At 35.5% G+C, this 21,292-nt stretch carries 20 protein-coding genes and 1 pseudogene; 15 read left to right on the top strand and 6 right to left on the bottom strand.

All coding sequences use genetic code 11. The features are described 5' to 3' along the window. Positions 1–161: 161 nt before the first annotated feature. Complete coding sequence (locus G3567_RS02710) at positions 162–2,207, bottom strand: S9 family peptidase (protein WP_164003796.1); 2,046 nt, start codon at positions 2,205–2,207, stop codon at positions 162–164. A gap of 12 nt (positions 2,208–2,219) precedes the next feature. Continuing rightward, positions 2,220–3,866, bottom strand: coding sequence for an amidase family protein (locus tag G3567_RS02705; protein WP_164003795.1), 1,647 nt, complete (start codon positions 3,864–3,866; stop codon positions 2,220–2,222). A 191-nt stretch (positions 3,867–4,057) separates the two neighbouring features. Here G3567_RS02705 and G3567_RS02700 point away from each other — a divergent pair, with 191 nt between their 5' ends. After that, positions 4,058–4,402 carry a hypothetical protein gene (locus G3567_RS02700; protein ID WP_164003794.1) on the top strand — a complete coding sequence of 115 codons (345 nt, stop codon included), beginning with the start codon at positions 4,058–4,060 and terminating at the stop codon, positions 4,400–4,402. Between the two features lie 33 nt (positions 4,403–4,435). On the opposite strand, the gene G3567_RS02695 is transcribed toward G3567_RS02700, so the two are convergent. The 3 genes and pseudogenes from G3567_RS02695 to G3567_RS13445 form a co-directional block, all read right to left on the bottom strand. Further along, positions 4,436–4,624 carry a hypothetical protein gene (locus G3567_RS02695; protein ID WP_164003793.1) on the bottom strand — a complete coding sequence of 63 codons (189 nt, stop codon included), beginning with the start codon at positions 4,622–4,624 and terminating at the stop codon, positions 4,436–4,438. 245 nt (positions 4,625–4,869) lie between these two features. Continuing rightward, a complete protein-coding gene (locus G3567_RS02690) occupies positions 4,870–6,159 on the bottom strand; it encodes a tetratricopeptide repeat protein (protein ID WP_164003792.1) in 1,290 nt (429 codons plus the stop codon). 157 nt (positions 6,160–6,316) lie between these two features. Further along, positions 6,317–7,702 (bottom strand): annotated as a pseudogene (locus G3567_RS13445) (DUF4331 family protein). Between the two features lie 394 nt (positions 7,703–8,096). On the opposite strand from G3567_RS13445, the gene G3567_RS02675 reads away from it, so the two are divergent. The 5 genes from G3567_RS02675 (at position 8,097) to G3567_RS02660 (ending at position 12,499) form a co-directional block, all read left to right on the top strand. Beyond that, the gene (locus G3567_RS02675; protein ID WP_164003789.1) at positions 8,097–8,243 is read left to right on the top strand and encodes a hypothetical protein; all 147 of its coding nucleotides are present in this window, start codon (positions 8,097–8,099) and stop codon (positions 8,241–8,243) included. A 189-nt stretch (positions 8,244–8,432) separates the two neighbouring features. Next, positions 8,433–8,615 carry a hypothetical protein gene (locus G3567_RS02670; RefSeq protein ID WP_164003788.1) on the top strand — a complete coding sequence of 61 codons (183 nt, stop codon included), beginning with the start codon at positions 8,433–8,435 and terminating at the stop codon, positions 8,613–8,615. Positions 8,616–8,814: 199 nt separating this feature from the next. Continuing rightward, the gene (locus G3567_RS02665) at positions 8,815–10,782 is read left to right on the top strand and encodes a T9SS type A sorting domain-containing protein (protein WP_164003787.1); all 1,968 of its coding nucleotides are present in this window, start codon (positions 8,815–8,817) and stop codon (positions 10,780–10,782) included. A gap of 94 nt (positions 10,783–10,876) precedes the next feature. After that, on the top strand, positions 10,877–11,005 hold the full coding sequence (locus tag G3567_RS13535) for a hypothetical protein (protein WP_262887108.1): 129 nt from the start codon (positions 10,877–10,879) through the stop codon (positions 11,003–11,005). Between the two features lie 75 nt (positions 11,006–11,080). Next, positions 11,081–12,499 carry a hypothetical protein gene (locus tag G3567_RS02660; RefSeq protein ID WP_164003786.1) on the top strand — a complete coding sequence of 473 codons (1,419 nt, stop codon included), beginning with the start codon at positions 11,081–11,083 and terminating at the stop codon, positions 12,497–12,499. On the opposite strand, the gene G3567_RS02655 is transcribed toward G3567_RS02660, so the two are convergent. Next, the gene (locus G3567_RS02655) at positions 12,496–12,783 is read right to left on the bottom strand and encodes an Arm DNA-binding domain-containing protein (protein WP_164003785.1); all 288 of its coding nucleotides are present in this window, start codon (positions 12,781–12,783) and stop codon (positions 12,496–12,498) included. The genes G3567_RS02660 and G3567_RS02655 overlap by 4 nt on opposite strands. A gap of 455 nt (positions 12,784–13,238) precedes the next feature. Here G3567_RS02655 and G3567_RS02650 point away from each other — a divergent pair, with 455 nt between their 5' ends. From G3567_RS02650 to G3567_RS02610, 9 genes are all read left to right on the top strand, one after another. Then, on the top strand, positions 13,239–14,585 hold the full coding sequence (locus G3567_RS02650) for a tyrosine-type recombinase/integrase (protein WP_164003784.1): 1,347 nt from the start codon (positions 13,239–13,241) through the stop codon (positions 14,583–14,585). Between the two features lie 166 nt (positions 14,586–14,751). After that, on the top strand, positions 14,752–15,750 hold the full coding sequence (locus tag G3567_RS02645) for a hypothetical protein (RefSeq protein ID WP_164003783.1): 999 nt from the start codon (positions 14,752–14,754) through the stop codon (positions 15,748–15,750). A 96-nt stretch (positions 15,751–15,846) separates the two neighbouring features. Continuing rightward, a complete protein-coding gene (locus tag G3567_RS02640) occupies positions 15,847–16,182 on the top strand; it encodes a hypothetical protein (RefSeq protein ID WP_164003782.1) in 336 nt (111 codons plus the stop codon). Between the two features lie 236 nt (positions 16,183–16,418). Next, positions 16,419–17,822: a hypothetical protein gene (locus tag G3567_RS02635; protein ID WP_164003781.1), complete on the top strand. Its 1,404-nt coding sequence runs from the start codon at positions 16,419–16,421 to the stop codon at positions 17,820–17,822. A gap of 67 nt (positions 17,823–17,889) precedes the next feature. Continuing rightward, on the top strand, positions 17,890–18,399 hold the full coding sequence (locus G3567_RS02630) for a hypothetical protein (RefSeq protein WP_164003780.1): 510 nt from the start codon (positions 17,890–17,892) through the stop codon (positions 18,397–18,399). A 307-nt stretch (positions 18,400–18,706) separates the two neighbouring features. Further along, a complete protein-coding gene (locus G3567_RS02625) occupies positions 18,707–19,267 on the top strand; it encodes a hypothetical protein (RefSeq protein ID WP_164003779.1) in 561 nt (186 codons plus the stop codon). A gap of 149 nt (positions 19,268–19,416) precedes the next feature. Continuing rightward, positions 19,417–19,989: a hypothetical protein gene (locus G3567_RS02620; protein ID WP_164003778.1), complete on the top strand. Its 573-nt coding sequence runs from the start codon at positions 19,417–19,419 to the stop codon at positions 19,987–19,989. 16 nt (positions 19,990–20,005) lie between these two features. Beyond that, entirely contained in the window at positions 20,006–20,308 is a 303-nt protein-coding gene (locus G3567_RS02615; RefSeq protein ID WP_164003777.1) for a DUF6804 family protein, read from the top strand. A 17-nt stretch (positions 20,309–20,325) separates the two neighbouring features. After that, positions 20,326–20,652, top strand: a complete 327-nt coding sequence (locus G3567_RS02610) for a hypothetical protein (RefSeq protein ID WP_164003776.1) — start codon at positions 20,326–20,328, stop codon at positions 20,650–20,652. Positions 20,653–21,292 lie beyond the last annotated feature (640 nt).

Raw genomic sequence — 21,292 nt, 5'->3', positions numbered from 1 at the left:
AAGGTGAAAACTAATTGGCTTATAACCTAGTTTTCACCCTTATTTTATTACTTATTAAACAAATAATGATTCTCTATCGGATTTCAAATCTGGTTCGATTTCAACCTGCCTGTGTGATTTGGACGGGCAGGCAGGTTCAAAATATAAAATCAATCCCCGAATCAGTTCTTGTACTTATCAAACCAATTCGTGATATATTCCACTTTCCTGAACAAATTGCTTGGTTTACCTGCTATGCCATGGCCGGAGCCTGCAATACGAACCATCACCGCTTCGATCCCCTGAAGTTTTAAAGCCGTGTAATATTGCTCGGTTTCACTCATGGGCGTTCTGTAATCCTGCTGCCCCGTTAATAACATGGTTGGTGTTTTTACGTTGCCTACCAGCGAAATTGGAGAAAACTTCAAATAATCTTCAGGAGATTCCCATGGCATATCTTTAAACCAGTACTTGGAAAAGAACGGAGAAGCATCTGCGGTTAATACAAAGCTATACCAGTTTATGACTGGTTTGGCTACAACAGCCGCCTGAAAACGGTCGGTTTTACCAATAGACCAGGCGGTAAGCACTCCGCCTCCACTTCCACCGGTTATGAACAGGTTATCTGTATCTACATAGCCCTGATCGATCACATAATCTGTAGCATCCATCAGGTCGTTATAATCTTCGCTGGGGTAATTGTGATTGATGTAAGCGGCAAAGTCTTCTCCATAGCTTGTACTCCCCCGTGGATTGGTATACACCACCACATAGCCTTTACTGGCCATAAACTGCAGTTCCGGTGAAAAGCGAGAGCCATAGTTGGTATAAGGGCCTCCGTGAATTTCAAGGATTAAGGGATAGGTTTTAGAAGAGTCAAAATCCGGCGGTGTGATGACCCAGCCTTGAATTTTAAAATCATCTACAGAAGAATCAACCCAAAATTCTTTGACTTCACCTAATTTCTCTGACTTTAACAGGTTCTCATTTAACCGGGTTAAAAGTCTGGGATCTGAATTGGATTTGTTTCCAACTACCGCCAGTTCGGAAGGTGTAGAAGGGGTCACATGAGAAAACGCCACATATCCTTTATTGGAAACGGAATAACTTCCACCGCCGTAAGGCCGGCCTATGCTGGCTGAACCCAGGTCCCGTGCTATGCTGATGACATTGCCACTCATATCTATATTACCAACTTTGCTGTTGCCTTCCTCATCGTATCTAAAATAGACAGACTTACTGTCCTGTGCCCAGGTGATTGAAGATATATCCTGAGCAAAGTTTTCAGATAAAACCTGAATACTCCCCCCTTCTCTGTCCATCAAATATAGCTTGGTGAGCTGATAGCCTACAAATTCATCTTTGAAGCCTGTATATGCGATATATTTACCATCCGGAGAAATCTTCGGAGAATAATAGGGGCCGCGGGCATTCGTGAGTTGTTTTACTTCTCCGGTGATCAGGTTTTGCTGATAGATCTGCTCGTTATTGGGATCGAGGTCGGCAGCTTCAGATTTATCGACTGTATAGATAATGTGGTTACCATCCGGCCCCCAGGAAGGCGACCCGTATTGGTGAGGACCGGAGGTCAATTGGCGTGCAGTTCCCCCTTCAGCAGAAATCACAAAAAGATGGCGATACCCATCCTGAACATAACCGCCACCATCACGTCTGTAAACGGTCTTGTCTATGACATCGGCAGCTTCTTCCCACTGAGCACCTGCAGGTGGGTTAGGCAGGTTGGCCTGAACAGCTTTCGAAGATTCCGGAACAAACTTGCTGAATAAAAGCTGAGAGCCGTCTGGTGACCAGCTTATACTGGAAGGGCTCTCGGTAAAATTAGTTATGGCTGCTGCGGTATTTGAGGCTGTCCAGTACACATAGAGTTGGTTGGCCCCCTCCTGATTGGAGGTGAAAGCAAATTTATCGCCCTGAGGAGACCAGGTCACGTTGCCATGATATTCGGTTCCTGTAGTAATCGGATAATGCTTTGTACCGTCAAATGAAATTTGCCAGAGATTGACCAGTCGCCGATCGGTCATGACGTCAAACTGATGTCTTTCATAAATAATCGTCTTTCCATCCGGAGAAATGGCAGGATTGGATACCATTTGCAAATCAAAAAGATCCATATAACCAAAATGATCTTCTGCAATCTGAGCCTGAATTTGACTCGTAAAACATAGAAAAAGACTAAAAACTAAAAAATGAATAGTTGAATATTTCATGTGTATAGGCATTTAATTAGCGTATAATTCCGGAGATTTTCTCTTTGGAGAGGCCTGTTCGTAAAGTTTTGCATAGCTGTAGATATCAGATTCCTGATAAGGCTTTGTTATAAACGTAAGCCCTTGGGGTTCACCTTCAGCCGTATACCCCATAGGAACCGTCAAGGCTGGATATTTGGCAGCCGCCGCCTGTCCTGCATTGTAGTTATTGATAGATAAAACCGCATCCAGGCTATGAGTCTGCATAGGCTTTTCGAAATATTCGATACCGGCCAGCAAAAGGTTTCTCCGTATTTCCACAAGCTCTTCTTCGGTTAGGTCCAGTTCTTCAATACCCTCAAACCTGGCTTGCCCATAAGGAATTCTTAACATTGTATCCTGAAGATTAAACTGCATCACGTCATAAGCAGTTCTAACCTCCACCTCATCTGAGGCATAGACTGTTAAATAGTTTTCTAAATCTATTTTCATATCACCGCTTAGCAGTTCAGTAAAGCCTTCAAAATTCATAGATTCAGGATTGATTTCGACAATCTCAGCACCTAATTTTTTTAAATCTTCAATAGCTTGCTGGTATAAAGGATTTTGCGAATAAGCCTGATATGCTCCAAGTCGAACACCGGTTAAGTCTTTTCGAACTTCGATTTGCCAGGGTACTTTTGAAGGTGAGGTTTTACTCCTGGGAGAAGCCATAGCAGAAAAGAGAATCGAATTGTCTGTTAAGGTTCTGGTAATAGGTCCAGGCGTATCCAAAGTACTCGAAATAGGCACAATTCCATCCTGACTAAGAATGCCCAGGGTAGGTTTTAAACCCACCACAGACTGCTGACTAGAGGGAGACAAAATAGAGCCGGAGGTTTCAGAACCAACGGCGGCCACGGCGTAATTTGCAGCAACAGCCACGGCGCTACCAGAGCTCGACCCACCCGTATCAAACTTTCTTACCCCATAGGGGTTCAAGGTTTGTCCACCTACAGCACTATATCCGTTTGGACAACCTGCACAAAGGAAATTGGCCCACTCACTCAAATTTGCTTTACCCAGGACAAGACCGCCATGAGATTTCAGGTTCGCTACAACTTCGGCATCGTTTTCTGTTTGGTTGTTCAATAAAGCGACCGATCCGGCTGTTGTGGGCATAGATTCTGTGTTGATATTGTCTTTTACAATGATGGGCATCCCACGTAAGGGGTGATTACTGGCGTAAGACCCCGTGTCAAATTTTTCAGCCTGAGCTACCAGATTAGGATTGACTGAAATCATGGCATTTAAAGCTAAGTCCCTGTTGCTTTCAAATTGAGCAATCCTATATAAATACCACTGAGATAATTCTTTATAAGTAAAAAGACCTTCTGAAATCTGGTTCTGCAGGACTTCGATTTCCTGGTCTAAAATAAAGGGGCTAAGTTCTAGGTATCTGTCTGCTGAAAAGCCATCGAGTTGAGAAATGATGGTGTTCATCATGTCATTCCTGTCTGTAACTTTAGATTGAATCAATTTATAGCGTAATCGCTGGGACTCATTATCCGCATTGGCTTCGATTAAGCCGGTTTCATCATAAGGCACCCAGGTATTAAACTCTGGAAAATTATCCTTTTTACAGGAGGTAAAACATAAAACCGAAATGAAAGCCAGGTAAATAAACTTATTTGGAGTCATAGATTTAAAGGAATTTGATTATATAGAGGCTCAAATTACAAATAATAAGTAAAAATTACTAACCGACGCTGTGTATTTAAATTGAAAAGAGGGAGGAGTTTTGCGTATTGATGGAATTATGGTTAATTTTATAAAACTTTAAAAGGGTTATCATCCTAAATTTTACCCCATTACATACTTAAACCTCTATTATGAAACGAATTAATCTTATTGAAAATTATAGACTTAAATACAAAAACCTGATCCATCCAGACCTTATTTATCTGGGTTTACTGCAAACCTCATCTGAAGTCTTTCTTGAAAAAATACTGGATTCCAAACCCGAACTTATGATTCAGCATAATCTGGAAAACATTCTTGACAAAGATTTAGAGGCATTTCTTCCACATATAAGTGGAGCTCTTTTCAATCCTTTAATAGATATTGATGATAACGCCAGTCGATTTTTACTTCATATGGATCCCTTGAGCATAGCTATGAACTATTCGGGCATTTTTTCTGAAGAAGCTACAGAACACCTTCTGAATTTCATATAAGATAAAACCTAGTCGCTCACTTAACCCATTCTATCACTGAATAGAGTTGTGCGCAAAGCCTTTACCAGGCCTTCTGTTATTAATTTGTTTGACGAATTTCCAGACACGTTCCTCGAAGCCTAAGCCTGAAGAGGAGGATCTCCTCAGGACAAAAACCTGGACGTTGTCGGAAGTTTTAAGCATGCATAGTAAACGACTCAATTTAGGATTGATGAAGCGCATATTTTTTCTCAGCTGAAAAATCATCTTCTAAACTTAGGTCAAATTCAATTCATTTAACCTCTGTCATCCCTGGCAGAGGTTTTTTTTAGTCGGTAATCCCAGAACTATTAACAGGTGCTTCTTTAGATGTATGCATAGAACCTGCAAAACGGATAAAAACTGACTAAATTAAGTTTTGCTGCGGGTTTCTGATAAGTCTATTCGGCTATAAAGCTCTTATACTTATTTCAAGTGATTTTATAAAACTAAAGGGACTGAATCTCTTTTAATTTTACCGGACCCAGTTCATAACCAGCTTCCAACAATTCTTCTTTTATATCCCCAGCTTTATCAGGCATCCCATTGGCCTTGTAAATTTTTGCCATTGTCAACAAAGCTGTGGGTTCAAAGGTCTTATCAGCCACATGAACCTCAATTAGTTCCAGGGCTTTTTCCTTATGCCCATTCACCAAATTTGCCAGGGCTAGCAATTGGTAAGTCTCTGGAGTTGCTCTGTTTTTGAGTTCTTGCTCAGCTAAATTCAAGGCTTCTTGTTGAGTGGCAGAATTTTCTGACAGCAACTCAATCTTGTAGGTGTTATACATACTCCCATACGCAGGATCATTCACTAAATTCCAAAAGGAATTCATGGCCTCTTTCTTCGCATTCTCATTCTTTTCAAATTCAGCTATTTCCGCTTTTAGCAAATAATAATCTGGAGTGACGTGACCAGCTAACACAGAATTCAGGATGCGGTTTGCCTCATCACTATTCTTGTCTTTTGAAAATGCTATCCAGGCGATTCCCTTTTTAGCATAGGCATTAGAACTATCAATTTCCAGGGTCTTTAAATAGTGCTCATAACTCTCCTGGATATTTCCATCATGCCCATAGTAATCCGCCAGATTAGAATACACCCATAGAAGCTTTGCTCGGTTTTTACCTTCTTCTGCTTTTTCTTTCGCTTTTTCCATGTAATTTATCGTCAGATTCAGTTTTCCCTGGTAATCATTCCATTTAGCCGCTCTTATGATATAATCGAAATCATAAGGATCTGCAAACCTTTTTTTAATGCTGTCTGCTTTGGTATAATTCCCCAATTCCACATGAACATCAAAAAGCAAATGCTGTGTTGCAGGGATATTTTTAGACAGGCTAGCAGCAGAATCGGCATAAACCAAAGCCTCTTTAAACCTATGCTGGGAAATATAGTTCCTAGTTAAAGATCTGTAGTATTTTTCTTTATCGATATTGGTAATTTCGACCGCTTTTTCAAGGGATTGTTCTGCTTTTTTAAGGAAAGCAATACGACCAGTAGACTTGAAAAACCCGGTGTACTGTCCTGCTACTGCTGTAAAACTTGCCAACTCAAGGCTGTCAGCTGTTATTTTTGAATTCCATAGTTCGAAATAAGGAGAGGTTGTGCTTGCGTTTTGAACCGCTAAAAAAGCGTTATAATCCTCAGGTGTAACAATTGGGTTGTCTTCCTCAGAAGTCGAATTTTTACAACTTATAATCAGTAAAAAACCAAACAATAAAAGCGTAATATTTTTCATAGTGATAAGATTTGAAATGAAACGATCTCAAAAGATCCAAATTGTCAGTCTGTCCCGATGCTTAGGTAGTTTCAAGATCTAAATAATTTGATTATCAATTACTTGAGATGCAGGACGACAATAAAGATTTTGAGACCGTTTTAATAAAATTAAATACTTATTCTGGTGCTCCTGCATATGGAAAGGCAGAAGAAATATTTGCAGTAAGAGAAACTCCATCTGTAACTAACTGAGGTAAACCGTTTTGACCATTAAACCTGGCTCCAGATTCTCCTCCAAATAATAGGATAAGTGAAACATCTATCACATCATCCTGAAGTCTTCTCCCTGTAAAACCTATGGCACCTTCAAAATTGGGAGCTCCGCTTCCCGCATCAAAATACGTAGTCGGTGCGTTTGGTGCAACTTCCAAGACATCGTTGGCTAATACAGTCGTTAGAACTGTGGCTGATACCGGATTAGGATTAGACTCTGAGGTGGGTTCAGAACCATTCAGGATATCTCCCAAAATATTGGGCTGGTAATCTACATCAGCGGCAGTAAGTCCCAAAGCAATAGCGTAGGCATCGTGAAGAGCTTCTAAACGTGCTTCAAAAGCTTCCTGAAAAACCCCCTGCATCATAGAAGGAAGGGTTACATTGTGGGTGTTTTTAATATCTGCATCTGCGCTAAGAACTGTATTGATTCCTGGTCTGCCCATATGATCTACCTGTTCATAAGTTCCGCTAAAATCTTCTGTTGGTGCAGGATTTATAGCATTGTCATCGTCACTACATCCAACTAATAAAAAGCTGGCAAACACTGCTGTAAATAAAAATTTTATAGTGTATAATTTCATAATTCTATGTTTTTTAAATTTGATTTATTATTGTTTTCTGTTTGTCGTTACCCAGGTTTTATACACAGGTACTCCTATAACATTTTGTGCACTTGGGCTTCCTAATAAAGCGTTTGGAACTTCCAGAGCTATAGACAAAGTATTGGAACCATCGAAAGTGTCTGTTCCGGGAACGTTAAATCCAGAATTGTCTGAAGGAGAAGGGGCAATTACTTCATTGAATCGATTGAAATCGAAGTAGAAAGCATCCTGTCTTGGACCTGCAAATAGTGAAACTCCATTGCTAGTGGTCGTTGTAATAGCAGTTGTGCCAGAAATTTCGACAGAGCCTAAGGCATTTTCAAAGGCTACCTGACTAGAAAGACCTGTTGATGATGGGTTAAATGGGCCGAAGAAATACATGATTCCATCTCTTGGAATGGCTTGTATAACCTGATCTTCTACCAAGTCACCATCCAAATCGATGTTGATCTCAACCAGCACATCCTCGTCAAATGCACCATAAGTTAAACTGGGTAAGACATTGGACTGAACATCAACAATAAAAACCGTGTGATCTGATCCGGGTGTTGGTTCAAAAGCAAAATAATCAGCGATATCTGCTGAGGATCCTGCCACGCCTGGTGCATCAACGTGATCGGCGGCAATGAAAATTGGCACAGCCAACACTAATGCTAAAACTGAAAAAACTTTAATCTTTTTCATATTAAAAACTTATTTATAATTATTAGGACCAATATTAGCCCACTTGTACATACGTGACTTTTAAAGATGTGGTTCATTTAATTTGACAATACTTTCATTTCTCACTAATTTAGAAAACATAAACTCATAAAAATGCCGATGATCATCAGTTAGAATAAAGGGAGGCTTCATTAAATTAGGATTAGTTTTTTCAAAAAACAATTCAGTAAGATTTACACCTAAATGTTAAACTACAGATTAGCAACTGGTTTTAAAATTTGTACTTCCTAAGGTTTTCGAAAAACGTAAGCATTTTACGGAAAACGTACCTTTTGCGTTATCCAGGCTAAATAGATGCATGTAGATTCTAATCGTGTTAACTTTACATTGCTTTTTTTAAACCGCTTTTTTAGCTATGAAGTATAAGATTTATATAATTAAAGCTGACTTGTGGTATTCAAAAATCCTTCGTCATCAGTTTCTTCTGAATTCAGATCATGAAGTGGAAGTATTTTCAGACCCCAATGTGTTGCTGAAAAGCTTATCTGGTAAACCAAATTAACGGGGTGTTGGTCATTGGTACTACAAAAAGCGATGTTAGCTTAGATAAATTTTGCGGTTTAATGAATAACCTGGGATTATTCATAGGTTCAGAAATTAACCGTAAAAGATTAGAAGTCGACCTGCGTCTATATGTGAAGCAAATTGAAACGAGAAACTCAGAAATATTAACTGGACTCAATCTCATGTGATGGGAGCGCCCTTATCAAGAATTTTGGGCATCATCAATTTAATCGAATTAGAAAAAGATAAAATGGATAACCTGATGCTTTTGCTAGACCAGCTTAGAGTTTCAGCCAATGAAATGGATGAAATCGTCAGAAAAACCAAAGAAGAAGCCCAGGAAATTAATCCAAAAAGAAAAAATAAATAAACTCTATGCATAATAGATGAAGAATTTAATTTCTCCATCAAATCTGACCTAAATAATAATTATTTATCGAATTTTAAGGTGTCTTAAAAAAGGGGAGCCTACCTATTACACATAATAAATAACTTACTTTAATTCAAATATGTTATTTTAAGAAAAATTAGATTAGATTTGATTATCATAGATCTGAATCTTAAAATCATTGATTTTTATTAAAACATTCTTCACATTTTCTTTATTCTGTGTTTTTGTATCCATGCAAGGTCAATTTTTTGTTAGTGATGGCACACAAGTTTCTATTAAAGGTCAAACTAATCTTTACGCTGACATTGAGTTAGTGAACAAAGGCGAAATAATATTTGATCCTGTAGCAACTGGTGGCTTATATATTGACGCCGGTCTTGACAATTCTACCGGAAACTTAACCCTAAATGATGCTATATTACATTTGGGTAGTAACACTACGAGGGCAGACGGTGATCAAAATTTGATATTTGGAGATAATGATACTATCAAATTTGTAGAACTAGCTAAAAACAGTGGAACTTATACTGTAACTGGAGGTTTATTAAACATAACAAATACTTTTACTTCAAATTCTGGAACATTAGAAGCTGGAGACAAGATCGTGTTAAAAAGCACCAGTATACAGAATACTGCTCTTGTTCCAGAGAGCAATGCGGGTGTTGTAAATAACATTCGTGTAGAACGTTTTATTCCTGCTAAAAGAGGATGGCGAATGATGGCAAGTCCTGTCGCTACAGAGGAATCTATACTTAAAAACTGGCAACAAAATGGTTTAAATCCTGGTGAAACAGGCTATCGTCCGAATGTTGGTACTCATATTACTGGGGGAACAGAGATAAATGGTTTTGACCAAAGCGGTACAAATTTTCCTTCAATGTACACCTTTAATGTATCAAATCAGCAATGGGCTGCTATTGATAATACTAATGCTTTAAAACTTTTAAATTTTGAACCTTATCTTATCTTAATAAGAGGAGATCGAAGTATTAATTTACAAATAAATGATACAGCTGAAACGGAAACTACACTGGAACAGACAGGTGCACTCCATATTGGTATGAAGTCTAATACTTTTAACGCACCTTCTAATGGATCCTTTATAGCTATTGCCAACCCCTATCAGGCTCCTGTTGATATGAATCAGGTAATTGGTGCTTCAAATATTTATTTCAAAAATCAACTTTGGATATGGATTCAAACTGATTTTACTTCTGGCCAATACGTTAATATAAGCAATCTTGCCGACCCTCAACCTAGCGTAACTGGAAGCAATGTTACCGAAGACATACAGCCTGGTCAATCTGTATTTATTCAAACCCAGGATGATGTAAGTGGAGATGTATCTATAACTTTCAATGAGGCCAACAAAGTTGGCCAAGGAAGTCTAACTGAAACTTTTTCAGTAGAGACCAATGCAGCTTCAACTCCAGATGGTTTTTTACGTATCGGTTTATATAATGTCGATTCAACTCCTTTTACAGATGTTGCTTACGATGGTGTTATAGTAAGATTTGATAACCAGTATAATAATTATGTAGATGATTATGATGGTATGAAATTATTTAACGCAGAAGAGAGTTTAGCAATAACATTGGAGGACACTTTTTTGAGCGTTAACAATAGAAAAACACCTAGTCAACTGGATGAAGTAATAAATTTATCTGTATTCAACTTAGCGGAAGATGAATATGTATTTAGTATAGAATTAGAGGGTTTATCCTCTTTGCCAGACGGTATTATGCTATGGGATAAGTATTTAGACAACTATACAACCCTTAATGATCAAGATTTAATTAATTTTAGCGTTGATGCTTTAGTTCCTGAGTCTATAGCTGAAGATAGATTTGCATTAGTATTTGAAAATTCAACTTTAAGTATTGAGGATCAATTTTCATCTAATATAAACGTATACCCTAATCCTGTAATAAACGATTATTTAACTATTCAATTTTCAGAAGGAATTCAAAATACAAAAACTGAAGTTGAAATTTTTTCTATAAACGGAGTTTTGCTGAAAAAAGAAACTTACGAAAATACCGGGAAAACACTTAAATTGACAAATTTAAATTTCTCATCAGGTGTTTATATCTTAAAAATAAAACAAGGTAACATTACAAATACATTTAAAATTGTCAAGAAGTGAATTAACTCGAAGGTTTTATATTAAAAGAATATAATTTAAAATGATAATACTAATGAACTTGCTACTTTATCTAATATTTCAAGATCTTCCTTTCATGCCAAGTGATGGAGATACTAATGTGGATACAGCAGCACCTATTGATGATTATTTAATCATTGGTCTAATCGCTGGATTACTTATAGCGGGTTTTTATTATAAAAAACTAAAAAATAGAACTATGTAAATATCTGGCTTAATTGGTTTTTAAAACAAGTAATTGTCATACTATTACACTTATCAATATTATTAATTAAGTCATATGAAAACAAAATTATTTTTTATAGTTGCACTGTTAAGTTTTTATCTTGGTTATGCTCAGATTGGGATAGGCACTTTAAATCCAAATCCTACTTCTATATTAGATATTGAATCAACGAACCAGGGGCTATTAATTCCCAGAATGACCTTAGCCCAAAGAGACGCTATAGCAGATCCTGCGCCTGCAGATGGATTGCAAATTTACAACACGACCAACAATACCCTGGATATCTATAGCAATAGTAGCTGGAAATCCTTTGCCTATTCTCCAGATTCCAATCTTGTTTATGTCTATTCCCTTGCTGATTTGCCAACGCCAAATGGTAGCGAAATTTCACTGGACGGCTCAAAAATGTATGTTTTTTCTGGTGCGGTTGATATTGGTACAAATTACATTTTGATGAACGGCGCCGGGCTAAGAGGTACCGACCCACAAAAAGACATGGTAATTTCTGCAGTATCTGGAGCTGTGTTAAAAAGTAGTGGAACTAATGTATATATTAAGGAATTAGCCATTGTGCCTGCAAGTACTTCCACTCAAGCCTATGATTTTACAGGAGGTCCTTCAAATTTCTGTAATATCTTTTCAGGAAGCTCGGTAGTTGACGCTATGGGACCTTCTTCAGGAGTTGGAACGATTTCGGGATTCAATGCGATTACTATTCTTCAAAACTACTGGAATACCGCCAATGGCGTAAAAATAGATGGAACTGTGGGAAAATTCACCTCTGGTTATAATTTTATAGTAGGGGTTTCCAATGGAGCAGGTATAGAATTGACCTCGACCCTAAATGCTCAGGATATAGATTTATCCAACAATTACTTTATTTATAGTGGACAAAATACCGTTGGTTTAAAGATTAATAGTGGCGCTCAAATAGACAAAGGACGATTAACAACAAACTTGTTTAGAGATGTCGAAAATCCTTTAGAAGGTATAGATTCCTATTCCCTAGGATGGAATATGAGTCAAAACACAAATATCCCGGACTCCAGAGCCTTTAGTTATATTTTTTTCAGCGGCAATACTACCGAAACAACTATTGCAACCCAAGACGTGTTTGTTAAAATTGAAGGCGTCACTACTGTCATAAGGCAACAAAGGTTCTCCTCAAATGTAGATAACAGAATCTATTATGGTGGTGTAGATCCTATTACAGCCAAAATCTTTGTGGTGGTAAGTGCCAATGCTCCAAAGAATAATGCTGGCTTCTCAATTGCCATTGCTAAGAACGATTCAGTACCAGCGGTTTCACCTGTAGCTACCGCGTCTAGCCTTTCAAACGATCAGTCATTTCAGATCACTTTAAATAGCGAAATAGACTTGGTATCTGGGGATTATATTGAAGTTTTCATTCGTAATAATACGAATACTGATAATATCACTGTAAGAGAGTTGCAATTTAGCGTAACCGATTAGAATATAAATTTTGCTTTAATGATCTGAGCAGTGATTAACTGATCACGATATTTCAATTCTTGATAAATCTGAAATATCTTACTTTTCAACTCATCCGGATATTGATTGACCTGTTTTGCTTTTTTCCTTTTCCGATCCCAGAGGTCAATAGGAATACGCCTCTTCAGGCTAACATTTAATCTTTTGCCATCTACAGTAATGCGTAGATAGGGTCCAGCCTCATTATTGACAGCTCTGGTCGTTTGTTGGCAGAACATGGTTGAGAAAGTGTGTTTTGTGCGCATCGTTGTCGTCTTTTAGAGTTAAACTTCATTTGGACGAATGTCAAATCAACTTAAGTGCATCAAAATCAATATTTTTCAAAGTGTCTGCAGTACAGACACTTTGAAAATCTGGTAACCGAATTGCAGACATTTTGATTCAAATCATATCAAATGCTATGACTGCCTAAAAACCTGAAAAACCACGCAGTTCCTAAGAATTGCATGGTTTTGATAAGAGTTGTTACTCTTTAAAGTGACCTCGGCAGGATTCGTTTATTTGTATCCCATTTTATTTATAAAACAATATAATTAAAATATTCAATTCCTAATTAACTGTATTTTAATTAGTTATAAAGTTGTTTTGAAAATAGGATCCAAATCAGAAAATATAAATTAAATTTGGGCACGCCTCAGGGCACGCCTCTAAGCACGCCTCTGATTGTTTTTTTAATGAAACCATTATTCAAACTCATCACATGGCAAATTCAAGATTCAGCATCAAAAAAAATAAATCTGGGACAGGTACAATTAAGCTCATTTTCAATTTTGGAAAACATAGAAAGATAGAATATTACACCCCCTATAAAGTACTAGATGTAACTAATTGGGATAGAAGTAATAACAAGATTAAAGTCGGTAAGCAAGAAGATGCCGCGTCAACAAATGACAAACTCAAATTACTAGATAGTGCCGCTGACAAGTTAATTTCAAAACATATTAACGAAGGAATAGAGCTGACAAAGGAGCTGATAAAATCAAGGATGGAGAGCGTCATCACTGAAAGAGAGGTAGATATTGATGAGATTAAAACCAAAGAGAAGAACCAGGACTTTATTAAATACTTTGAGTGGTATTTGGATTTTTATAAACAGCATCCTCGACCAAAAACCAAAAAACCATATAACAAAGGCACACTCAAAACACTAAGAAATACCAAAGAGCTTCTGGAACGTTTTCAAAAAAATAAAAAGCGGTTAACGTTTGATGATATCACACTCAGTTTTCACCAAAAACTATTAAGCTATATGAGTGAAAATGACTATAGCATGAACTATAAAGGCACCATTATCAAAAATATAAAAGCGGTCATGCACGATGCCTTTGAGAGAGACTTCCACAGAAGCCTAGATTATACAAAATCGGCTTTTACCAAACCGACTGAAGAAGTTGAAAATGTCTATCTCACAGAAGAAGAAATAAAGAAAATTGCTGAAGTCGACTTAAATGAAGTACTGAAAAACAAGGACAATGCTTATTTTGATAAGAATACTAAAAAACCCAGCCTAAACTACCTGGAACGCTGCATAGACTTTTTTCTCATTGGCTGTCACACTGGCTTAAGAGTTTCAGACCTACTTGAACTTAATCAAAGTAATATCTTGACTTTTGAAGAGGCTGGACAAACCATGACCGCGATAGCGATTAAAAATAAGAAAACAGGGAAAAGAGTTGAGATTCCAATCAAGAAGGAACTCCAGGACATCTTAGAAAAATACGATAATAATTTCCCTTCAAAAGTATCCGACGCCAAGGTTAATCTTTATATCAAACCTATATGTAAAGCTGCAGGCTTAAATGAACCTGTTGAAATGAAAATTACTGAAGGTGGGAAAACTTTGGTAACCTCTGTTCCGAAATACGATAGAGTATCAAACCATACTGCAAGACGAAGCTTTTGCACCAATGCTTATAATGCAGGGATGCAACCTACAGACATCATGACGATATCAGGACACACAACTGAGAAATCATTTTTCACCTACATCAAGTCAACCAGCAGAGAACGCTTTAGCAAAATTAAAGGCCATGCTTTTTTTCAATAGGACAGCACTATATAATTTAATTTGAGCCGTTGAGATATATCAACGGCTTTTTCATTTTAATGTTTTAAATATAAAAAATCAATAAAGCTTTAATTCATACACTTAAGAGAAAGTTAAAAAAAGTTATATATATTTGATGATATATTAGTTGTGTTCAATTAAATGAATGAAAAAATACCTCTTCATATCTGGTCCTAAGTTATCGTGGAATTTAAAAACACTATCTAATAAGTGGATTAAACTAAAATCTGCATCTAATCTAGAATTGTTGAATCCATATCATTTTGGCAGAGCATATAGTGATGAAAAATTTCTAAATCAAGAAATAGTTACGGTAATAAATGAATCGGCACATCTTTCAACAACTGGTTTGATTTTCAAAACAAATACCTCTATTTCAGAAGGTGAACATGAGAAGATTTGGAAAGAACTGACTCATTTTTTCAAATATCTACGTTATACAAGTCATCAATTTGGTTTAAATAGTGAAGGATCAATTCACTCAATGCACTATGGTTCCACTATCAAGAAAGGTACTTTCGAAACTCAAGGGCATACCACAAGCATGATGATTAGACAGGATTATTTAAACTCAATGATTACGTGGGATGATGTAAAAAGCGCAGAAAGGTTATCTCAAAAACAATTCATTATTCCTGTACATGAAGAGATTTTGCTTGACGCCATAAATGATCGAAATAAACAAGAACACCGAAAAGCTATATTGTATTCAGCGATAGCAATAGAGTCTATGCTAGCGAAGTCATTTGATGATTTCTACGAACAATTAATAAGTAAATCAAAGCATACCAAGAAATATAGATTTTTAGAACAATCAGGGAATATTAAAGATCCAATATTTAAAGTTTTAACAGATAGAACCGACTTTAAAAAGTTGCTCCACGAAATACCTTTATATCTCATGGGGAAATCATTATTAGAATCTGATGAAAGACTTTATGCAGACACAATTAAGCTTTATACAACAAGGAATAAAATTGTTCATTGGGGAGCCCCAGTAAACCCTAATTTAGATAAAGTTCTTGAAATATCTCAATCTGGCGCTGTGAAGTCTGTAAAAATTGCAATCAAAGTATTTGAATGGATAGGTATCGATAAATTCTCAAATATGAAACAATCAAATTTTGTAGAAATAAAAAACTGAACACAACAAAACCTATACGTAATGCCCTTCGGGACACTGCGCATAGCCCAAACGTTGTGGGCAAGCTAAAAAAAACAATAACTAATATTAAAAATTATGGAAATACCAGAATACACTATAAATGATTTGAAAATGGCAGAGCGTGATGGAGAATTCATCTATGTAGAATTTGATGATTTCGTAAACGGACTAATCAACAGAGATATGATCGATGATGCTGCAGAAAGAGGAATTTTAGCCTTCGTAAAAGAAAATGGAACCGCCAAGTTATCACCTAAACAGAAATATAGACTTGAAAAAATAGTTGAGGAATATGGAACTGAATCTTGTACAATCTGCTCTGATGAAATACCCTTTAACGAAGTTTTGGATTTTGATGAAAATGACAGGTTATGTAGTTATCATAAACATCAAATGGACAAAGATGATTAATAAGAAATTCTAATTAATTAAACGATTTATAAACAAAATTATTGGATAAGCAGTTCTAAGCGGAATTTGACGGAGTAAAAGCCAGCGCACAACAATTTATAAAAAAAATGCTTAAGCCTGTTACGAATCGAAACTATGTGTGTATTTGCTGCGTCTGATTTTCTTGCGAAAAATCAGACGCAGCATACAATTTTTCTTTTACGAGACGCTAGGGGTAAGCAAAAAACACGAAACGTATGACTAAGTATGAACTATTAGAAATGCACAAGGATATTCCAGAAATAAATCCGATATCTGTCGATATGCATCAAGCTAATCATCCAATAAATATTTATGAAGGTTTGTTCAGCCTTAAGAACAAACAACATGAAATAAAAATTGACGGTAATATTACTTTTGATTGGTTTCCAAATTCAGGTGCGCATTTTTCAGGCAAGCCAAAATTGGACACAAATGAATTATTCGAAATTACCAATGGATCAGATACTTTCAAATTAATCATAGATAACTTAGACTTTGGAGATGCATTTATTACTAATACTAATTTTGGTAGTTTTAATAACGATTCTCATCTAAAAGGAACATTGTCTAATCAAGCAGTCCTTGGTGATAAATCAATTGCAGTAAAGAAAATAAAATTTTCCATTCCAAACCTTCGAGAATTTCATGGGCTTACTGTTAAAACCATTTCTGAAAAAACTATCTCGACTTCAATGAGCAGACTTAGGTTCGAAGACGATAATTACATAATTACTATTGACAAAGCTAATGACTATAAAAACCGTAAGGGTTCGCTGGAAGAAAAAGGTGGCTATATAGTCCTTTATGCTGGCGAATTGACTTGTAAAAAAGGCTCTCTTATGCACGAAAATACAAGGGAAGTTTTCCATTGCCTGGACACATTTTTATCATTTCTGAACGGACGTAGAACATCTGCACTTTTTATCCAAGGAATCCACGATGAAGAGGTTATTTGGTGTGATTACACTGACTACTTTGTTGACCCTTATAAATTCGTACAAAGTTGGCCACCCCGTCATTCAATTGTTGGGCTCAATGATTTGTGGAATAATTTTAAATCAATTTGGCATGACCCTGACGACAAAAACTTCCTAACCTCCTTGATACATTGGTATGTAGAAGCAAATGGTCATGCTGGGTTTTCGGAAGGTTCAATTATTCTAGCGCAGACCGCTCTGGAATTAGTATACAATTGGTGGATAATAGAACAGAAAGGAATGCTTTTGGGTAAAGACACGGAAAATATCAGCGCATCTAACAAGATTCGATTATTACTGTCTCAAGCGAATATAGATTATAAAAGTCCTATTGGTTTTACAAATTTGCAAGCATTTATTGAATCAACTGATAACGTTTCAGATGCACCAGAAGCAATTGTTTATATAAGAAACGCAATTGTCCATTCTCAAGTAGAGAAAAGAAAAAAACTAAGTCAAATTCATTTCAAAGCAAAATATGAAGCTTTACAGCTTTTCATTTGGTATATCGAAATGACATTATTGCGTATTCTGAATTTTGACTCTAATTATTTCAATCGTTGCTCGAAAGAAATTTATGCAAGTAAAGCAGAAATGAATGTTCCATGGACAGGAAAATTAAAAACCTTACCCCTAACATAACCTATACGCAATACCCTTCGGGACATTACCTATAACCAAGTCCCATGAAAAATATTAACCAAAACCAATGAAAAAAACCATAACACTTTTATTCTTAATATGCTCATCAGTAATTTATAGTCAAAACGGCTTCGAATCCTGGGATGAGACTTATCGTTTAGTAGAGGTTTCAAATGTTCTGGAAACTGAAAAAGAATATGCTAAAAAAGTAGAGGCTGATCCTGATGAAGGTCAATATTATATAGCGTTGAGATCATATCGGTTTCTTGCAAAATTTACAGGCCGATCAAGAAATCTCAGAGATAAAAATCTCAATTCAATGAGGAATGTATTAAAAATGCAAACTGGCAGCGCTGAAATACTCAACGGCTTAGTTTCAAAAGAATTTGAATTTAAGATTAACGACCTAACCCTATGGCTGGGCATCCAAAATCAATTGATCGAACCTTTCTTGAAAGAAGTTGATAAGGACCAGGATGTCTTATTGTACACAATGTTTACAAATGAACATAAGTTTGAAGGTGGCTATATAAATACTTTTTTGATTTCTGAATTCACAACTAATTGGTCAAAATAATAGCTTTCAATGCTATCTCTAATTCCTATTATTTCTTCAAGAATAATATCCTAAACGAAAAAATGACGCCTGAAATGCACATATTTTCATATTATCATGAATAAGAGATGAAGACAACGGCACCACAAACGGCTTTTTCAACGCCCGTTGCAAAACGACCAACGGATCAAGCAACGGCTTTTAAATTCCAGTAAATACTTTATGAAACACCTAAACTTACAATTCCTTAAACCTGTCTCTACCTAAAATTGAATTAGCTTAGCCCTGACATAATTCAAAATAAAATTTTATACCATACCTTTAAAATATGAAAACGATTGTGTTAATTATAACCTTTGTACTCACACAATTTGTAAATGCTCAGGAGCTCACACAAAAAGAATTTGATAGAATACATAAAGATGCGCAAGAATCCCTTTTTCAATTTGCATACACCTTCAACAAAAATTTTTTTGCTAAAAAATTCAATTTATCTGAATCTGACTTAAAGTCTTTTAGAAATGTGAATTCTGGAAAAAGAATCGAATTTTATGAGAATCCCAATGATAGTACTTACATGCTTCCCTTTTATTATCTTACTGATAATCCCAAAGAATTAGAGCTCATCGTCTTTGCATGCCAAGATTTACCTAAGAGAATGGGCGAAACTTTTAATAGATCTGATTATTACTTTGTTTTAAAAACAAATATTTCGTTACATGATGGAACTGTAAGTTATAGAAAAACAGAATTGATTACCCTGGAAAAAGAAATTAATAACTGGTTTCTTTCTGGATATAAATCCTATATCGATAAAACAGGATTGGTTTACGACAAATTTGGATTTATACCTCCACCACCTCCGTTACCTCCTTCAGGATTGAAATAATAATAACTCTATATTTTAATCAAAATCAGCAACGGCAACCATTTTATCTCTCATAGAGTTCCTCAGACTTTTTATTGAACTTAAATGTCAGCGTATTATAAAATTTACGCTGGAATGTTGTAAGTTTAAAACTCATCCAAAAATCTATTATGAAAAAATTACTAGTCCTCTCTTTAATATTGCTTACATGTAATATAAATGCCCAGTATTCTCAAACTTCAGGTCTTTACTTCGCTAAAGAATTTAGCAAGGATGCAGCACTTTATAAGGCCAAAAGCTACGTTATGACTCAAATTCTTGGAGTAGACGAAAATCTTGTGAAATTTGACATTGATCCTTTAGCGGCAGCCTCGTCTGGTGAATTAACCTCTTTAGTCTATAACTGCGAGCAAAAAAACATCAACGGTCTGATACTTGGTTTTTATGGTAACCGCTGGAATGAGTCTGGGGTCTCTTATCAAGCCTATGCTTTTAAAAATTTTGAAAAGGAGAGAGCATTTGAATTATTTGAAATACTCGAAGAATATTTTGATAATGAAACGGAATATATCAGCACCTTTAACAAAGAAAATAACATGTATTTCAAATTCGATGACCTTACCTTTTTAATCTACAATGATGGTGGGAAGAAAATTAGAGTCTTTTGGGAAGGATTTGACTCAGAATGGGAATATACTGCTTATAAAAGAACAAGACGCCGTTTTGAAAAGAGGGTTGATTAAAAATAGATTTTTATAAATGAAAATTAATACGAGATATATTAAAATTCTATTATCGATTCTATTGTTTCTATGCCTACTCGATATGCCATATGGTTTTTATCAATTTGTTCGCTTTTCTGCGTTAATAGTGTTCGTCATTTTAGCTTATAAAGCTAACGAAGAAAAAAATACTGTTTTATTCTTTATTTATGGCAGCTTAGCATTATTATTCCAGCCGTTCATTAAAATAGCTTTAGGGAAAGGTATTTGGAACATTATAGATGTTATAGTTGGAGTTGGACTTTTGGCAAGCCTTTATTATAAAAAAGAAAGAAAATAATAAATTTAAATTTTCAAATGGAAAAGACTACAATTGTTATAAGTAAAAAATTCTTGAAAAATTTCTTGCTAAGCATTATTTTTAGCTTAGTAGCAGTCTTTATTGCTTTACATTTTGGAGATTTTTCACAAGTACGAAATTCAAATTTTTATAGATATTATTTTGATCTTATCAATTTCTCAGGTGTTTTTCAGGGAAAAATGCCATATTACTATGATGAAGAATTATTACATTATATTAAACTTTTTGGAGATCCCGAAATACTTTTGAACGTATTAGGATTAAGCCTTATAGTTCTTACAATTAGATATATCCCAAAATTTTTAAAAATAAAAATTGAATAAATTAACTTATCGACATTAAAAATTGTTGTGGGTACACTGTTTCAAAACAATTAAATATTAAGTACAACAATTAAATACAATGCGACACAATTGAATACAAAACAAAAAAAACTAAGTACAACAATTTAAAACATTGCAAAACAATTAAATACAAAACAGTTTAATACAAAGAACAACAATTAAGAACAAGAAAAAATATTTAAATACGAAGTACAACAATTAAAAACGATGTAAAACAATGTATTTTCGCAATTATGCCGTTTTAGAGTACATCAGAATACATTATGAATTGCTATTGGTTTTAAATCTTTCTTTTAGTTATTCTATTTCTTATTTATACTAGCTATCATACTTTCAAAATAACCAGGGGTATTTATTATTTGATAATTATGTGAACCCTTTCAACTTAAACCTAAGGCAATTAAAGAGAGCTGCTGAAATTTAATCAAGGGTGTTCTCTGTTGCATTATTTTTAAACAACGCTGTTCAAAGTTTCCTTTGCTAAATTAGCAACAGATTAAGTAATGGCTTTTCAATTCACAAATGCAAAATAGGTCCACGGAATAAAATTGATAAAAACATGCGTTTATCCCGTAATTATTTCAGATAAACGTGTATTTTTATGCACATATAACGAGTT

Origin of the sequence: Psychroflexus aurantiacus (genome assembly GCF_010820555.1) — a bacterium.
In the GTDB taxonomy this organism is placed as follows: Bacteria; Bacteroidota; Bacteroidia; order Flavobacteriales; family Flavobacteriaceae; genus Psychroflexus; species Psychroflexus aurantiacus.
This window is presented reverse-complemented; position numbering and strand designations above follow the sequence as displayed.

What these genes read in the sequence shown, in the direction of transcription:
- G3567_RS02710 (WP_164003796.1), bottom strand. Translation starts at nt 2,207, where the DNA reads ATGAAATATTCAACTATTCATTTTTTAGTTTTTAGTCTTTTTCTATGT.
- G3567_RS02705 (WP_164003795.1), bottom strand. Translation starts at nt 3,866, where the DNA reads ATGACTCCAAATAAGTTTATTTACCTGGCTTTCATTTCGGTTTTATGT.
- G3567_RS02700 (WP_164003794.1), top strand. Translation starts at nt 4,058, where the DNA reads ATGAAACGAATTAATCTTATTGAAAATTATAGACTTAAATACAAAAAC.
- G3567_RS02695 (WP_164003793.1), bottom strand. Translation starts at nt 4,624, where the DNA reads ATGCGCTTCATCAATCCTAAATTGAGTCGTTTACTATGCATGCTTAAA.
- G3567_RS02690 (WP_164003792.1), bottom strand. Translation starts at nt 6,159, where the DNA reads ATGAAAAATATTACGCTTTTATTGTTTGGTTTTTTACTGATTATAAGT.
- G3567_RS02675 (WP_164003789.1), top strand. Translation starts at nt 8,097, where the DNA reads ATGAAGTATAAGATTTATATAATTAAAGCTGACTTGTGGTATTCAAAA.
- G3567_RS02670 (WP_164003788.1), top strand. Translation starts at nt 8,433, where the DNA reads ATGGGAGCGCCCTTATCAAGAATTTTGGGCATCATCAATTTAATCGAA.
- G3567_RS13535 (WP_262887108.1), top strand. Translation starts at nt 10,877, where the DNA reads ATGCCAAGTGATGGAGATACTAATGTGGATACAGCAGCACCTATTGAT.
- G3567_RS02660 (WP_164003786.1), top strand. Translation starts at nt 11,081, where the DNA reads ATGAAAACAAAATTATTTTTTATAGTTGCACTGTTAAGTTTTTATCTT.
- G3567_RS02655 (WP_164003785.1), bottom strand. Translation starts at nt 12,783, where the DNA reads ATGCGCACAAAACACACTTTCTCAACCATGTTCTGCCAACAAACGACC.
- G3567_RS02650 (WP_164003784.1), top strand. Translation starts at nt 13,239, where the DNA reads ATGGCAAATTCAAGATTCAGCATCAAAAAAAATAAATCTGGGACAGGT.
- G3567_RS02645 (WP_164003783.1), top strand. Translation starts at nt 14,752, where the DNA reads ATGAAAAAATACCTCTTCATATCTGGTCCTAAGTTATCGTGGAATTTA.
- G3567_RS02640 (WP_164003782.1), top strand. Translation starts at nt 15,847, where the DNA reads ATGGAAATACCAGAATACACTATAAATGATTTGAAAATGGCAGAGCGT.
- G3567_RS02635 (WP_164003781.1), top strand. Translation starts at nt 16,419, where the DNA reads ATGACTAAGTATGAACTATTAGAAATGCACAAGGATATTCCAGAAATA.
- G3567_RS02630 (WP_164003780.1), top strand. Translation starts at nt 17,890, where the DNA reads ATGAAAAAAACCATAACACTTTTATTCTTAATATGCTCATCAGTAATT.
- G3567_RS02625 (WP_164003779.1), top strand. Translation starts at nt 18,707, where the DNA reads ATGAAAACGATTGTGTTAATTATAACCTTTGTACTCACACAATTTGTA.
- G3567_RS02620 (WP_164003778.1), top strand. Translation starts at nt 19,417, where the DNA reads ATGAAAAAATTACTAGTCCTCTCTTTAATATTGCTTACATGTAATATA.
- G3567_RS02615 (WP_164003777.1), top strand. Translation starts at nt 20,006, where the DNA reads ATGAAAATTAATACGAGATATATTAAAATTCTATTATCGATTCTATTG.
- G3567_RS02610 (WP_164003776.1), top strand. Translation starts at nt 20,326, where the DNA reads ATGGAAAAGACTACAATTGTTATAAGTAAAAAATTCTTGAAAAATTTC.